At 55.9% G+C, this 15593-nt stretch carries 12 protein-coding genes and 2 tRNA genes; 9 read left to right on the top strand and 5 right to left on the bottom strand.

Annotated elements, in window-relative coordinates; translation table 11 throughout:
* The first annotated feature begins 99 nt into the window (after positions 1 to 99).
* The 5 genes from DWV16_RS16600 to fba all read left to right on the top strand — a co-directional run bounded on the left by DWV16_RS16600 (position 100) and on the right by fba (position 8451).
* On the top strand, positions 100 to 3111 hold the full coding sequence (locus tag DWV16_RS16600) for an MBG domain-containing protein (RefSeq protein WP_118480423.1): 3012 nt from the start codon (positions 100 to 102) through the stop codon (positions 3109 to 3111).
* A gap of 507 nt (positions 3112 to 3618) precedes the next feature.
* On the top strand, positions 3619 to 5301 hold the full coding sequence (locus DWV16_RS16595) for an efflux RND transporter periplasmic adaptor subunit (RefSeq protein ID WP_118480421.1): 1683 nt from the start codon (positions 3619 to 3621) through the stop codon (positions 5299 to 5301).
* Positions 5298 to 6029 carry an ABC transporter ATP-binding protein gene (locus DWV16_RS16590; RefSeq protein WP_278276527.1) on the top strand — a complete coding sequence of 244 codons (732 nt, stop codon included), beginning with the start codon at positions 5298 to 5300 and terminating at the stop codon, positions 6027 to 6029. The genes DWV16_RS16595 and DWV16_RS16590 overlap by 4 nt, the downstream gene beginning before the upstream one ends.
* Complete coding sequence (locus DWV16_RS16585) at positions 6022 to 7305, top strand: ABC transporter permease (protein WP_066459967.1); 1284 nt, start codon at positions 6022 to 6024, stop codon at positions 7303 to 7305. Before DWV16_RS16590 ends, DWV16_RS16585 begins: the two co-directional genes overlap by 8 nt.
* A gap of 207 nt (positions 7306 to 7512) precedes the next feature.
* Positions 7513 to 8451: a class II fructose-1,6-bisphosphate aldolase gene (fba, locus tag DWV16_RS16580; protein WP_066459966.1), complete on the top strand. Its 939-nt coding sequence runs from the start codon at positions 7513 to 7515 to the stop codon at positions 8449 to 8451.
* Positions 8452 to 8507: 56 nt separating this feature from the next.
* Here fba and hydG read toward each other — a convergent pair whose 3' ends face one another.
* The 4 genes from hydG to DWV16_RS16560 form a co-directional block, all read right to left on the bottom strand.
* Positions 8508 to 9920, bottom strand: coding sequence for a [FeFe] hydrogenase H-cluster radical SAM maturase HydG (gene hydG, locus DWV16_RS16575; protein ID WP_066459965.1), 1413 nt, complete (start codon positions 9918 to 9920; stop codon positions 8508 to 8510).
* A gap of 75 nt (positions 9921 to 9995) precedes the next feature.
* Positions 9996 to 11051, bottom strand: coding sequence for a [FeFe] hydrogenase H-cluster radical SAM maturase HydE (hydE, locus tag DWV16_RS16570; protein ID WP_066459964.1), 1056 nt, complete (start codon positions 11049 to 11051; stop codon positions 9996 to 9998).
* Complete coding sequence (locus tag DWV16_RS16565; protein WP_118480419.1) at positions 11039 to 11317, bottom strand: TM1266 family iron-only hydrogenase system putative regulator; 279 nt, start codon at positions 11315 to 11317, stop codon at positions 11039 to 11041. The genes hydE and DWV16_RS16565 overlap by 13 nt, the downstream gene beginning before the upstream one ends.
* A 227-nt stretch (positions 11318 to 11544) precedes the next feature.
* Positions 11545 to 12417: a polysaccharide deacetylase family protein gene (locus DWV16_RS16560; RefSeq protein WP_243007355.1), complete on the bottom strand. Its 873-nt coding sequence runs from the start codon at positions 12415 to 12417 to the stop codon at positions 11545 to 11547.
* Positions 12418 to 12651: 234 nt separating this feature from the next.
* Between DWV16_RS16560 and DWV16_RS16555 the strand changes: the two genes are divergently transcribed.
* Positions 12652 to 14007 (top strand): sodium:alanine symporter family protein, encoded by a 1356-nt coding sequence (locus tag DWV16_RS16555; protein ID WP_066459961.1) that lies wholly within the window; start codon positions 12652 to 12654, stop codon positions 14005 to 14007.
* A gap of 102 nt (positions 14008 to 14109) precedes the next feature.
* Positions 14110 to 14868 (top strand): 4Fe-4S binding protein, encoded by a 759-nt coding sequence (locus tag DWV16_RS16550; RefSeq protein ID WP_158572955.1) that lies wholly within the window; start codon positions 14110 to 14112, stop codon positions 14866 to 14868.
* A gap of 42 nt (positions 14869 to 14910) precedes the next feature.
* Here DWV16_RS16550 and DWV16_RS16545 read toward each other — a convergent pair whose 3' ends face one another.
* Positions 14911 to 15123 (bottom strand): hypothetical protein, encoded by a 213-nt coding sequence (locus DWV16_RS16545; protein WP_118480415.1) that lies wholly within the window; start codon positions 15121 to 15123, stop codon positions 14911 to 14913.
* Between the two features lie 222 nt (positions 15124 to 15345).
* On the opposite strand from DWV16_RS16545, the gene DWV16_RS16540 reads away from it, so the two are divergent.
* A tRNA-Val gene (locus tag DWV16_RS16540) sits at positions 15346 to 15421 on the top strand.
* 5 nt (positions 15422 to 15426) lie between these two features.
* Positions 15427 to 15503, top strand: a tRNA-Asp gene (locus tag DWV16_RS16535).
* Positions 15504 to 15593: the final 90 nt, after the last annotated feature.

The raw sequence follows: 15593 nt of genomic DNA, 5'->3' as shown, positions 1-15593 counted from the left end.
CTGCCCAAATTTTAAGCAGATCTTCGGATTTGTCCAACCAGAGTTTGAAAAGCAGATACATATATATAGGAAGGAACCTGTTTTTAAGGGGGATTCAGTATGAAAAATGCAAACCGGCCGCTTTTCTGGCTGCTTATTTTAACCGCCGTTTTGACAGTGGCGCTGTCCGGAATGAGCGTTTTTGCACAGGAGGACCCGATTCTGCCAAGCAGCAGTTCATCGGCGGATTTGGGATCATCGGAAGGGGTGCCGGCGAACTCTACTCCGGTGACGACCAGTATTGCGCTGAGCTACGAAAATATGCAGGCGTCGGGGATCACCTACGGACAGGCGCTTTCGGAATCAAAGCTGACCGGCACCGCCAAAGCCGGAAGCGAGACGGTTGCGGGGTCCTTCAGTTGGTCGGACACCGACAAGACCGCCAAACCGGACGCGGGCACACACACCTATCAGGCGACCTTTAGACCGACGACGACTCCGGCCGATACGGAATATACGAATCTGACAGTCAGCGTTTCGGTTGATGTGGCCAAGCGGACGGTCACCGTCACACCGAAAAGCGGACAGGGAAAGGTTTACGGCGCCACAGACCCGGAGCTGACGTATGACTATTCGGTCGCGGAGGGAATGCCACAAGCGCCTCAGTTTACCGGTACGCTTTCCCGCGACCCGGGGGAAAATGCGGGCAACTATGCAATCGAGCAAGGAAGACTGACTGTTTCCGAGGATTACACGATCCATTTTACCAGTGGCGTGAATTTCACAATTTCGCGGCTGCCTATCACGGTGTCGCCCACCGCCGGCCTTGCCAAGACTTACCGTCCTGGGACACCGGACCCTGATCCGGCGCTCACCTTCCGTGTCCTGCGCAATTCGGACGGCGCCGACCTGGGGAACGTTCTGACCGGAAGCCTTTCGCGCGCTGCGGGCGAAAATGCGGGGAGTTATCCGATCGGGCTCGGCACGGTGACGAATGCGGGGAACCCGAACTACGATATCTCCATCTCCGCCGCGCAGTTCACAATCAACGCGCTGCCGGTTACGGTGACGCCGAAAGAGGGTCAGTGGCGTTACTATGTGCCGGGCAGTACTGCGGCGGAAACGATCCCTGTGGAATACGACGTTTCGGTCTCGGCTGGATACGATGCGGCCGCGGTCAAGAAGGAACTGGGCAATCTTTCGTGCAGCGTCGGGCCGGGCGCTGGAAGCTATGCCATCACGAAGGACGGTTTTGCGGCAAATGCCAATTATACGGTCGATTTTGTGGGGAAAAACTACGAAGTTCGAGCGCTGCCGGTGACTGTCACGCCAAACGCGAACCAGAAGAAAACATACGGGGACGCAGACCCCGCGGCATATGGCTACAGCGTGTCGGCGGACCTGTCCGCCGATCTGCTGGCAAAGGCTGAAGCCGAACTGGGAAGCGGGCTTCTGACCCGCGAAAGCGGGAATACGGTGAAAACTTATCCGTTCAAATTGAATGGCAGTTATCCCAATTATGTCATCAGGCTGCAGAGCGGGAGTTTTGAGATCGTTAAACGGGAGGTTACGCTCAACCTGCTTTCGGCGAGCAAGCCCTATGACGGCACAACCTCCCTTTCGCTTTCGCATCTCAGCTACAGCTTTAACAATATGGCCGGCGGGGATACTTTGCGGCTTGGTGCCGTGAGCGGGCATTTCAGCAGCGCCGGATCGGCATTTCAGGACACGCAGGTAACTGCGACGCTCACATCGGCTTCGCTCGACAGCGCGGCAGCGGTAAACTATACGCTTAAAAATCAATTCCCGCTGACCGTGAACAATTCCAGCACCAAGATCACAAAAAAATCCTCCGTCGGTACGCCGACCGCATCGCAGATCAACCAGTGGATGGCGGACAATGCGGTTGCGGCGAACGATATGGATACGATCGATGAGATCGTTAGGGCGGTTCGCAACATGAGCGCGTCCGAAAAGAAGCGGCTGAACGCCACTGCGGTCACCCGGCTCGGCAACCTGTATGCCAATGTGCATGGGGTGCGGGAACGCGTTCGTGTCTCCTACGACACCTCTTTCTCTTCAAGCAGAAGGATGCCGGACGATGCGGATAATTATGCTTACGGCGCGGCAATGGCTTCCCAGCTCAGCTATGGTACCGCCACGGTCGAAATTTCCCAGCAGAGCCCTTCCGGGAAGGCCAAGCTGCAATTCACGGCGCGCCTGTGGGATGGAAGCTCGTATGTGACCGCCCGCACGCCGGTCCGGCTGAAGGTCGCGCTGCCCAGTGGCTTTGACCGTTCGGAGGACTATTATGTACGCACCAGCGGCGGGGATGAACTTGGCGTTTCGATCTACCGCAGCGGCAGCTATTATTATGCGGAATTCACCGCCACAACAATGACAACCTTCCGGTTTATGGTGGACGATTCGGATGACGACGATGATGACGATTATGAGGTTTCCGAATTTTGGGAGGATGTGATCGACCGCATCAGCGATGCGGACCGTGGAGATACCGTGCGGGTCAGCGTTGGGTCGCGCACCTCGATGGCGGCGGATGTCCTGCGCGAGCTGGAAGGCCGCTCGGTTACGCTGGTGCTGCGCCGTTCCAACGGGGAGACAATCACCATCTATGGACGGGACATCGACCGCATCCCTTCCTCCCGTGACAGCTATACGATGAAGACGCTGGCTTCGCTTTATGATTCGTCCAGCTCCTCCTCGAAATCTTCCTCCAGTTCAAAAAGCAGCAGTAGCAGCAAGGCGAGCAGCTCCGGCAACTACGCGCCGGTGATTTCCTCTTCGACGGCCTGGACGCCTCCTTCAGCCTGGACGCCCGCCGCCCCGACGTGGACGCCGTCCTCTTCGACGAGTTCCGCTTCGTCAAAAGAGGAGCCCATGAGCGAGCCGGAAGATTCCGAAGAGGAGGAACCGGATATTGTGATCAAGGCGGAAGAGGATGAGGATTCCTCCTCGGAGGAGTCCTCCGGAGCGCGGCCGGTTGGCGGCGAACCGATGGATTCCAAACGATTTGGGTTGTTTGCGGTGCTTGTAGTGGCAGCGGCCGCGCTGGCGGCGGGCGGCATTACGCTCGGCGTATGGCTTTATCGCAGGAATCAGGAAGATGATTGACGCAGATTGCTATCAAAACGGTGTTTCGAGCGCCTTCCATGGCATTTTTGCCATGGAAGGCGCTCGTTTCTGCATGATTTCTTCAATTTTGCAGGGAGGGTGGGAATTGCGGTTGCACACACCTGGCAAGTATGGTATATTGAGACTATAAAGTTGTAAATATGAGGCGGCTGTGAAAGCCACGTAAAAGATATCTTCACACCCTCACCCCCCTATAGATTGGAACGGTTTGCGAGATGTAGTTGCAGGCCGTTCCATCTTTTTTTGCCAAATTTGAAGTTGAATGGGGTGCATGCTCGTTTTTTTGTTTGGAGAGGCCGGAAAGCCTTGACTTTCCAGCTGGTGGAAGGTGTATCTTTACAATGCGACGGCAAAGCCATACATTTCCACACATTTTTTTCACCCAGCTGTTCTGTTTATTAAAATCCAGTTCATATTCCGACTGTATGATAGTCGGTGTGACACCAAGGAGAAATATCGCATTATGCGAATAAAGGAGCGAACAAGATGACGGAGACTACCGACAAAAAACCTCAGGCCGAGGGGCAGGAGACCGCAATCGACCTGCTGCCTGAGCCGGATGTTCAAATCCAGCAGGAGATCAGCCGGTTTACCCGTAAAAAGCCCAAAAAGAAATGGATTATCCTGGCGGTGATTCTTGTGGTTGTGGGCGGGTTTGGAGCCTTTCAGGTTTTTGGGCCGAAGGATACGGCGCTGCCAATTTCCACCACCACACTGGAAAAGACCGATCTCGTCAACCAGATCAGCCTTTCCGGCACGATCGAAAGCGCCGATTCCGCCAAGGTATATTCCAAGGTGAGCGGCGGAGGCCTCATCCAGACCGTGAACGTCAAGGTGGGAGACTGGGTGGAAGCGGGCGATGTGCTCGCGCAGTTTGACACCGAGGACCTCGAGCTTTCCATTGCAAAGCAGCAGGCGTCGATTGCCCAGGCCGCGAAACTCAATGAACATAACATTGAAGTCAACCGCAAAAAGCTGGAAAACGCCCAGAATAATATCGATACCGGGCTTGACGCGGAACTGCTCGCGGCGGAAAACGCCCTGCGCAACGCGCAGCAGGAGCTGAACGATGCGCGCAGTGAGTATAATGACGCCGAGGATCTACATACCAGCGCGGACGATGACCTGACCAAGGCGGAAAAAGCCTTCTACAAGGCGGAGCGGGAGCGCGATGACGCGGAAAAGGCATATAACAATGCGCTCAAAGACCCAGACGCGACCGACGAGGAGAAGAAGGACCTCAACGATGCGCTCAAAGCCAAAGAGGACGCTTATGACGAAGCGCGCCGGGTGCTGCTTAACGCGGAGGGCGCGGTCGACGAGCTTTCCGCCGAGCGCCGTTCCTACCGCCGCGCGCGGATCGCGTATGAAAACGCGCTCGCCAGCAAAAACTCCATCGAGAATTCGGTGAACCAGAGCCTCGACAGCTATGAGGACAGCATCAAGGGCAGCGAACTTGAAGCGGATCAGACGGTCAGCCAGCTCGAATTGAAGCAGCTGCAGAAGGATCTTGCCGAATCGACCGTCGTCGCGCCGATTTCCGGTACGGTCACCGCGGTCTACGCCAAAGAAGGCGCGCCCGCGAGTGGTTCGCTGTTGTTTGTCATCGAGAATACCGACAGCCTGGTCGTCAAGACCTTTGTCAAGGAATATGATGTGGCAACCGTAAAGGAAGGCATGAAAACCGAAATCAAAGCGGATGCGACCGGGGAACAGGTCTTTGACGGCGAAGTGCAGAAGATCTATCCGGCCGCGGTCAAGGCAGAGGACGGCTCGACCAAAAGCGACAGCAGTTCGGTCGAGTTTGAAACCGACGTTTCGCTGTTGTCACAGGATTCCGGCCTGCGTGTCGGCATGAATGTGCGTCTCAATGTGATCGCGGCTGAAAAGGCGGGCGTCTATGCCGTGCCGTTCGAGGCGGTTGCAACAAACCAGGAAGGGCAGGCGGTCGTTTATACCACTACGACCGACGGGGAAGGCCGGACCATCGCCAAATCCATCCCGGTACAGGCGGGGATGGAGACCGACTTTTACCTTGAAATTTCCGCACCGGAGCTCACCGACGGCATGCCGATTATTTCAAGCCCCGCCGGTATCACCGACGGAACCGAAGTAAGGCCGCTGCCGGCAGGCATGGCGGCGATGAATGGGGTGGCTGTGGCCGGATGAGTGACATGAAGCAAAACGCCGCGCAGCGTCCGATTATTGACATGCGCGGAATCATTAAGCGCTTTTACATCGGCCAGCCGAATGAGCTCACCATTCTGAAGGGCATCGACCTCACGGTGCGCAAAGGGGAATTTGTCTCGATCGTGGGGCAGTCCGGCTCAGGCAAGTCGACACTGATGAACATCGTCGGCGCGCTTGACCGCCCTACGCTGGGCGATTATACCCTCGACGGCGTCCCGATGCGGGATGTCCCGGACGATATGCTTTCTGAAATCCGAAACTGCAAGATCGGGTTCGTTTTTCAGACCTTTAACCTCATCCCGCGCACCAGCGCGCTTTCAAATGTCGCGCTGCCGATGCTCTATGCGGGAGTCCCGGCGGGCAGGCGCAACGCGCGCGCTAAAGAGCTGCTTGAGCAGGTGGGGATGGCCGACCGGATGAAACACCAGCCAAACGAGCTTTCCGGCGGTCAGAAACAGCGTGTGGCGATTGCACGCGCCATGGCAAACGACCCGTCGATCATCCTCGCGGACGAACCGACCGGCGCGCTTGACAGTGAAACCGGACGGCTGGTCATGGATCTTTTCCACCGGCTGCATCAGGAACAGGGCAAGACGATCGTGCTCATTACCCATAACCCGGAGCTGGCCGCGGAAACCGAGCGGATCGTCACCATCAGCGACGGGCAGATTACCGGTGTGCGGCAGGGAGGTGCGGTGCATGCTTAACCTGAGGGAAAACATCCAGCTCGCCGTCAACGGCCTGCGGTCAAATAAGATGCGCGCGCTCTTAACCATGCTGGGCATCATCATCGGCATCTCGTCGGTCATCACGATCGTCACAGTGGGTGATTCGATGACAGCGTCGGTCACCAGTGTTTTTGCGGACATGGGCGCGAACAGCTTTCAGCTCAGGATCACTGATAAGCCGGATGAAAACGGCAATACCAACTGGAACCGCCAGTATGAAAAGGAAGATTACATCAGCGACGAAATGCTTGCAATCTACAACGAACAGTTCGGAGATGAAATTGACGTCTGGGGCGCCACCGTGAATGTCGGCCCCGGGCAGGTTCAGGTGGGCCGCAAACAGGAAGATATCAATATGCTTGGCATCAACGCGAACGCCCTTGGCATTCAGAACATTGAAATCGTTGCCGGGCATGATATCTCCGAACGGGAGGTCAGCGGCGACAAACAGGTGGCGGTCATCTCTGAAAAGATGGCGGAGAAGCTCTTCCCCGGCGTCCCCCAACAGCAGGCGCTTGGTCAGGAGATCAAGGTGCGCGCCTCCCAGGGGCTTTACACTTTCACTATTGTGGGCCTCTATCATTATGAGGTCACGGGTATGATGGCGGGGATGGTGGGGGATACCAACAATCTGGTGATTGTGCCCACCGGAGTGGCCAAGCAGATCGCTCTGGACGGCGGCGCGAGCGATACGATTGAGAACTACTACGGTATCCAAGTCAAGGCAAAACCCGGTGTGGACGTGGAGGACTTCGCACAGCGAAGCGAAGCATTCTTTAACAAGGCTTTCTACCGCGGCAACAAGTACGTGGAGGTCTTCGCGGAAAATATGGACAGCATGATCGGCAGCATGACCTCCATGATGGATACCATGAAGCTGGCCATCTCGGTGATCGCGGCGATTTCGCTGTTGGTTGGCGGAATCGGCGTCATGAACATCATGCTTGTCTCGGTCACCGAACGCACCCGGGAAATCGGCACCAGAAAGGCGCTCGGCGCGAAAAACAGCGCCATCCGCGTGCAGTTTATCGTCGAATCGATGATCATCTGCCTCATCGGCGGGGCGATCGGCGTGCTGCTCGGCACGACGCTCGGCCGGCTGGGTTCGGTCGCGCTCGGCGCGCCGGGCTGGCCTTCGCTTTCGATCGTGCTGGTCGCGGTGGCTTTTTCAATGGGAATCGGCGTGTTCTTCGGGTATTATCCGGCGAACAAAGCGGCAAAACTTGATCCGATCGAGGCGCTGCGCTACGAATAAACAGGTTCCCTTTCCGGTCCGGCGCCAAAACAAAGGTTTTGGCGCCGGGCTTTTTGTGCATTTACAACGCATCTTTGGGATGGAATCCGGACTTTTCGGAACAATTGAGCAAAAGTGACCAAATCAGCTTGTATTTTCCCGTGAAAATGTTATAATCAAAACGGTCACAGAATAGTAACCCGAATGAGGAAAAGGAGTTGTGTTTACATGCCGTTGGTAACTACTACCGAGATGTTCAAAAAAGCCTATGATGGCGGTTATGCAGTTGGCGCGTTCAACGTCAACAACATGGAAATCGTCCAGGGGATCACCGAAGCTGCTTCCGAATTGAAAGCGCCGGTTATCCTGCAGGTATCCGCTGGGGCGCGTAAGTACGCAAAGCACGTTTACCTGATCAAGCTGGTGGAAGCGGCTGTTGCGGACAGCGGTGACATCCCGATCGCCCTGCATCTGGATCACGGCCCGGATTTTGAAACCTGCAAATCCTGCATTGACGGCGGTTTCACCTCGGTTATGATTGACGGCAGCTCCCGCAGCTTCCAGGAGAATATAGAGGTCACCAAAAGGGTGGTCGATTACGCGCATGCCCGCGGCGTGGTCGTCGAGGCGGAGCTTGGGAAGCTTGCCGGAATCGAGGACGCGGTCAACGTGAGCGCGGAGGACGCCTCCTACACGAACCCGGCCGAAGTCGAGGAATTCGTTTCCAAGACCGGCGTTGACTCGCTTGCCATCGCCATTGGCACCAGCCACGGCGCATATAAGTTCAAACCCGGCCAGAAACCGCAGCTGCGTTTTGATATCCTCGAAGAGGTTTCCCGCCGTCTGCCGGGCTTCCCAATCGTGCTGCACGGCGCTTCCTCGGTCATGCAGGACCAGGTTGCGATTGTCAATCAGTTCGGCGGCAAGATGCCGGACGCCATCGGCATCCCGGAGGAGATGCTGCGGGATGCGGCGCGTTCCGCCGTCTGCAAAATCAACATCGACTCGGACATCCGCCTTGCGATGACCGCTGCGATCCGCAAACACATGGCGGAGCATCCGGATCACTTCGATCCGCGCCAGTACCTGACCCCGGCCCGCGACGCGGTGCGGGAGATGGTCGCGCACAAGATCAATGAAGTGCTCGGCTGCGCCGGAAAAGCGTGAACTGATAGGAATAGGAAAGCCCCGCCGCATAATGCGGCGGGGCTTTTTGCATCTTTTTAAAACCGAAAATCCCGTTTTCCAATTTCGATGTCAGCGAGGCGCTCTGCCGTAAGGCGGCGCACTTTCTCGTTCGGGATGAGCGGGATGGTCTGGGCGATCATCTTTTCGCCTTTTGCGCGGGTCTCGGGCGAGGCGTAGTCCATCAGATATTCCTTGAGGGTCATCAGCGCGTTGGGCTGGCAGCAGTTGCCGATCTGCTGCGTTTTCACAAGGCTCATGAACCGGTCCCCGGTGCGGCCTTCGCGGTAGCAGGCGGTGCAGAAGCTCGGGATGTGCCCCAGATCCATCAGCCAGGAGACAACCTCGTCGAGGGTGCGGTTGTCGCTGACGTCGAACTGGGCGGAGTTCTCCTCCTCCTTTTCGGCATAGCCGCCGACACTGGTGCGGGACGCGCCGGAGATCTGCGAAATGCCAAGATGCAGGACCTTTTCCCGGGTGGTCTGGGATTCACGGGTTGAGATGATCATGCCGGTGTAGGGGACCGCCACACGCAGGACGGCTACAATTTTCTGAAAAATCTCATCCGAGATGGCGTTATTGAATTCGTCCGGATCGATGTCATCGGCGGTGCGCACGCGCGGGACGCTGATGGTATGCGGCCCCACGCCGAACACCGCCTCCAGATGCTCTGCGTGCATCAGAAGGCCTACAAAGTCGTATTTATAAAGATTGAGGCCGAACAGCACCCCGCAGCCCACGTCGTCGATGCCCGCCTGCATCGCGCGGTCCATCGCTTCGGTGTGGTAGGCATAGTTGCTCTTTGGGCCCGCCGGATGCAGGTATTCATAGCTCTCCCTGTTATAGGTCTCCTGGAAGAGGATATAGGTTCCGATGCCCGCGTCCTTGAGTTTTTTGTAGTTTTCGACGGTGGTTGCGGCGATATTCACATTCACCCGGCGGATCGAGCCGTTTTTGTGCTTGACGCTGTAGATGGTTTTGATGCTTTCGAGCACATATTCGATCGGGCAGTTGACCGGATCTTCGCCGGTTTCAAGTGCGAGGCGTTTATGCCCCATGTCCTGCAAAGCGGTGACTTCGCGGACAATGTCCTCCTGCGAGAGCTGTTTGCGGGCAATGTGCTTATTATGGTGGTGGTATGGGCAGTAGCGGCATTCGTTGACGCAGTAGTTGGAAAGGTAGAGCGGCGCGAACATCACGATGCGGTTGCCGTAATTTTTCTCCTTGATGTCCATTGCAAGGGAGAAAATCTTCTGGAGGTAGGCCGGGTCGTCGCATTCGAGCAGCACGGCGGCCTCCCGGTGGGAAAGGCCCCGGAGGGTGGCGGCTTTCGTGAGGATTTCGTCGATCAGCGGGAAGTTATCCTTGTTTTTTTCCGCGTAGGCGAGGGTTTCCTTGATCTCAGTATCGTCGATAAATTCGGTCGCGATCTTCGACTTCGGATTGTACATGGTGCAGGACTCCTATCATATCATTTTTCTCTATCGCAGGCGGGGAATCCCTTTGGAGCAGCGTGCGCTTTGCCATCAGGATTCCGGGCTGTTCAGACGCCGGTAATCGCCGCGCTCGGCGGTGAGGGTGTAGCCGATGGACTCCATCTTCGCCTGCAGTCGGGCGCGGCTTTCAGCCGCTTCATCGCCGGTGCAGAGCTTGCCGTTATATAAGGTGTATTTTTCGCGTACGCCGGTGGGAGAGAGGTTTGGCATCACCACATTCGCACCGGCGAGAATCCCACGTTCGCGCCCGTCCAAAGCGATGGTGGCGAGAGCCGTGGTGGCGGGAAGCAGCACGTCCGGAAGCATCAGCCGCACGAGCCCGAGCAGAAACAGCGTCAGCTCCAGCCCGCCAGTAGGGAAATCTTTGAAAGGCGTGTCCGCGTGCGGGATGAACGGCCCGATTCCCACCATCTGCGGGTCAAAATCGTGCAGGAACCGCAGATCCGCGGCAAGGGTTTCCGGCGTCTGCCAGGGCGAGCCGACCATAAATCCGGCGCCGGTTTGAAAGCCAAGTTGTTTGAGAGTGTTAAGGCAGGCCATACGGCTTGTGAGCGTCTGCGTGGGCGGGTGCAGGCGCGCGAAATGTTCCGGATCAGCGGTTTCATGCCGCAGCAGATATCGGTCGGCGCCCGCTTCCCGCAGCAGGTGGTAGCTTCTTTCGGTTTTTTCCCCCACGGAAAGAGTTACGGCGCAGTCCGGCCAGGAGCGTTTCATCTGCCGTACGATTTCACAGAGTCGTTCGTCGGTGAAATACGGGTCCTCGCCGCCCTGCAGCACAAAAGTGCGAAACCCGAGCGCGTAGCCGTTTTCGCAGCAGGAAAGGATTTCCGGCAGGGTGAGTCGGTAACGCCGGGCTTTTTGGTTGCTGCGCCGGATACCGCAGTATAGACAATCACATTTGCAGTGGTTGGTGAACTCAATCAGCCCGCGGATATACACCCGGTTCCCGAAGCGCTCCCGCGCGGCGCGGCGGGATTTTTCAAAGAGGTAGTCGCAAAGCTGCCGGTCAAAGCCGGTGAGCAGCCGGACAAAGTCCCCGGGCGGCAGGGTGCGCTCGGCTTCGAGCCGGTCGATCAGTTCCCGCAAGCTGTGCCATCCTTTCCGGTGGAAAGCTTCGAATAGACCGTTTTAATGTTGACGCCGGGGACCATCCCCAGCTTGCCGGAGAGCGAGCTGATGACGTCGTTTGGAGCGTCGATCACCACGCTGATGATGCTGACGCACTTCTGGTGGTAGGGGATGCCCATCCGTCCGACAATGTATTGGTTATAATCGTGCAGGATGGCGTTGAGCCGCCCGACGGCATCCATGTCTTCCACAATGATGCCTATAAGTGCAATCCTGGCTTCCATCTTTTTGCTTCCTTTCAAAATTAAAATAAAAGACGTACCGCGCAAAAAGGCGCGGTACGTCGAAAAAACCGATTCTATCCGCCTTTGTGTTCGGGTCGAACCCTCTGCGCGCAGGTCAATCTCGATTCTGTTTTGCAGCCCTCCTCCGCGGTTTGCTCCCTTGGGGTCGGGTCAAATTGATGTTGCTTATGACTTATTATACCAGCACGGGCGGCATAAAACAAGGGTCATTTTCCCTGTGCTTTTTCGAAAATCGTCTGGATTGAGGTGCCGTGCGGCCGGTTGAACCGGCGCAGGTGGTAAAGCTGTTCCGGGTCGCCGGTGATGTAATTGAGCTTTTCCTCGCAGGTGAGGGCGGCTTTAAAACCCAGCTGCTTAATAACGGGGAGCGCCTCCTTGCTGATCTGCCCAAACGGATAGGTGAAGCAGGCCGGCTGGTAGCCGTCGAGATGTTCGGCGCATTCAGCCTGAAGCCTGCCAAGGTCCTCCAACAGCATATTCTGGTAGGTCAGCGCGCTTTCTCCCGATTTCATTTTGGAGCCGTGGCGGCCCTTGTCGTTTATATGCAGGTTGTAAGAATGATTCTGAATTTCGACAAGGCCGCTTTCATGCAGAAGGCCGAGCTGGTTCCAGGTGCAGTGGGAATAACGGATGTGGTGGTCGTCGACCTCGCTGTACTGGTCGGCGAGGGTTCCCACGACTGAAAAGACCGATTTGAAGCCAAATTCCTTTAAGATGGGGAAGGCATATTCATGGAAGCTTTCGTATCCGTCGTCGAAGGTGATCATCACCGGCTTTTCAGGCAGCGGGACGCCGTCCTGCACATAGTTGAGAAGGTCCTGTATGACGATTGGCGTGTAGCCGCTGTCCTTGAGATACTGCATATCGCTGCGGAATTCATCGGGGGAGATGGTATATTTATTGAGGCGCGCTTCCTCTTTCAGAATATGGTGATACATTGCGACCGGCAGCTCGATCCCTTCCGGCTGCGGCTGAGCGGCGGTTGGGACAGCAATGCGCACCGCGAGCCCGGCGATCGAAACGACCAGTGCGAGCGCGAGCGGGAAAATAATCTTGTCAAGGATTTTCAATCGAATCACTTCCATCTGTTACTTCGGTCTATATCTATGCCTTGCACGGTGCGGAATATGTTTCCCGGAGGATCCACTCCGGTAGTGGACAGTCGTTTTTTTTCTTTTTTTGTTGAAAGCGGACAGAAAGGCGAAAAGATACTTGTGCAACAAGACTTTTTATGCTATCATATACAAGTTGCATGTACAACTGTGCGCCAATGGCGGACGGTTGCGCAAAATGATGCATAGGAGTGTTGTGTTTTGGATTTTGTGGCAGAGATCGTAAAGAATGTAAACCACTTTTTGTGGGATTTCGCACTGCTGTTTTTGCTGTGCGGAACCGGAATCTGGTTTACCATCCGGCTCAGATTTGTGCAGATCCGTAAATTCCCGCAGGCGTTCAAGGCGGTGTTCGGAAATATCAAGCTGCGCGGCGCAAAAGCAGATCATGAGGGGATGAGCTCGTTCCAGTCGCTTGCGACAGCGGTCGCGGCGCAGGTGGGAACCGGAAATATCGCAGGCGCGGCGACTGCGATCGCTTCGGGCGGACCTGGCGCGATCTTTTGGATGTGGTTGTCGGCTTTCTTCGGCATGGCCACCATCTACGGTGAGGCGACCCTTGCCCAGAAGTATAAAACCCGCATTGACGGCCATGTAACCGGCGGCCCGGTCTACTACATAAAAGCAGCGTTTAAAGGTACCTTTGGAAAGATCCTTGCAGCTACCTTTTCGGTGCTCATCATCTTTGCGCTTGGGTTCATGGGAAATATGGTGCAGTCAAACTCGATCGGTGTGGCGTTTGAATCGGCTTTCGGCGTCAACAAACTGCTGGTCGGCGTGATTGTCGCGGTTGTCGCGGGATTCATCTTCCTCGGCGGCGTGAAGCGCATCGCTTCGGTCACCGAGAAGATTGTCCCGATCATGGCGGTTTTCTATGTGCTCGGTTCGCTCATCATCATCCTTGCCAATTTCAGAAATATCGGCCATGCGTTTGCGCAGATTTTTATCGGCGCGTTTGACCCGCAGGCGGTTATGGGCGGCGCGGTTGGCATCACTGTGAAAACGGCCGTCCGTTACGGCGTGGCGCGCGGACTCTTCTCGAATGAGGCCGGTATGGGTTCCACCCCGCATGCGCATGCGATGGCGAAGGTCGACCATCCCTGCGAACAGGGTTTGGTTGCGATGATGGGCGTCTTTATCGACACATTTGTCGTTTTGACGATGACCGCGCTGGTTGTGGTTATCACCGGCGTGTTCAATAACGGCCTTGACGGCGTCGAACTTGCGCAGAGTGCGTTCACCAGTTTCTATGGGCATCTTGGCAATGTATTCATTGCAATCTGCCTGCTGTTCTTCGCATTTTCCACCATCATTGGCTGGTACTTCTTTGGGGAACAGAACGTCAAATACTTGTTCGGCAATAAGGCGGTCAAGATCTACGCGGCGCTGGTCGTGCTCTTCGTGATTGTCGGTTCCACCCTCAAAGTCAAGCTTGTATGGGATATGTCGGATATGTTCAACGGCCTCATGGTCATCCCGAACCTTTTGGGCCTGCTCGCGCTTACCGGCGTGGTGGTGCTTGCGAACAAGGAGTTCGAGGGACGCAAGAAAAAATAAGGCTTTCCGGAGGGCCCGATGCGTTTTCGCATCGGGCTTTTTGCTTTTTGGACGGGTTTGCGTTACAATGAAAAAAGAAGTATTTTGGAAGGAGCGGTCAAGATGACGAATTTTCAGGTGAAAACGGCCTTTTTCAGCCCGACAGGCGGAACAAAGCGGGCGGTTGGGCTGCTTGCAAAGAAACTGGACATGGACGCGGAGATGATCGATCTGACAACCCCGGCGGGCCGGGAACAGCAATATGCCTTTGGCGGAGAAGATTTGCTGCTTGCCGCCTGCCCGGTTTATTCCGGACAGATTCCGCCGGTGGACGGATTGCTGGAAAACCTGAAAGGGGAGGGGACACCCTGCGTCGTTATGGCGGCCTATGGCAACCGGCATTACGACGATGCGCTCGCGCAGATGAAACGCCTCCTGGAAGCGCGGGGATTTCGCTGTATCGGTGGGATTGCCTGTATTATCCCGCATATTTATTCAGAGAAGCTGGGAAGTGGAAGGCCGGACGCCGCCGATATGGAGGCGTTTGACCGGTACGCGCAGAAGGTACGGGAAAAGCTGGCGAAGGGAGATTTTTCTCCCGCAAAGTTTCCGGGAGACGAAAATCCGAAAAAGAAATTCCCGGCCCAAAAGGAGATGACTTTGGATGATTCCCGCTGCAGCCGCTGCGGTACCTGCGCGGCGGGCTGTCCGACTGGGGCGATCGATCCCGAGACGCTTGCGATCGACGAGGCAAAGTGCATTTCCTGCATGCGCTGCGTCAGGATCTGCCCGGCAAAAGCGCGGGATTTCAATGCGAACAAAATCAGGCTGTTGCTGGAAACAATGTATAAAGCGCGCAAAGAAGTGGAATGCTTCCTGTGATAAAAACCGGGCCTGTCCAGCTGGACAGGCCCGGTTTGGGTTTCATTTTTTGCTTTCGCTGACCCAGTCGCGCGTATGGGCCACATTCTGTTCGCCTGTGTGTGGGACGCCGTCGGCAGAACCATCCACCTGGCTGATTGCCTGGTTGATGAACGCGCTCGTGATCTCGGCATTTGGATCGATCCGCGCGTAGTTTCCATGAAGGACCTTTTTCGATTTTCGGTTCGGGTTGATAAATTTATTTTTTTCGAGCATATCGCTCACCTCCCTGTTTTTATAGTTTTTACCGCGTGCATAAAATTATCAGGATGGTTCATCCTAAAATTGTTGTCAAAAGGGATGGATGAGCCGGTTGCGCGGACTTGCGCGAGCGGGACAAATTTTTCTCGTTTTTGGCAAAAAAATGGGTTGACATTTTAAATCCGACATAGTATAATAATTTTCGTCGCTTGTGGGTGACTCCACCGGCAGAGTTTTGGGAGCTTAGCTCAGCTGGGAGAGCACCTGCCTTACAAGCAGGGGGTCACAGGTTCGAGCCCTGTAGTTCCCACCATATGTGGCCCGGTAGTTCAGTTGGTTAGAACGCTAGCCTGTCACGCTAGAGGTCGTGGGTTCGAGCCCCATCCGGGTCGCCATTTTCTTTTTCCGCCTCTGCTGGGCATTGCAGATGTGCCTTTGTAGCTCAGTTGGTAGAGCAGAGGACTGAAAATCCTCGTGTCGTTGGT

This window comes from Anaerotruncus sp. AF02-27, from assembly GCF_003465835.1.
Classification (GTDB): Bacteria; Bacillota; Clostridia; order Oscillospirales; family Ruminococcaceae; genus Anaerotruncus; species Anaerotruncus rubiinfantis.
The sequence above is the reverse complement of the archived record's forward strand: the minus strand, read 5'-3'. Positions and strand labels throughout refer to the sequence as shown.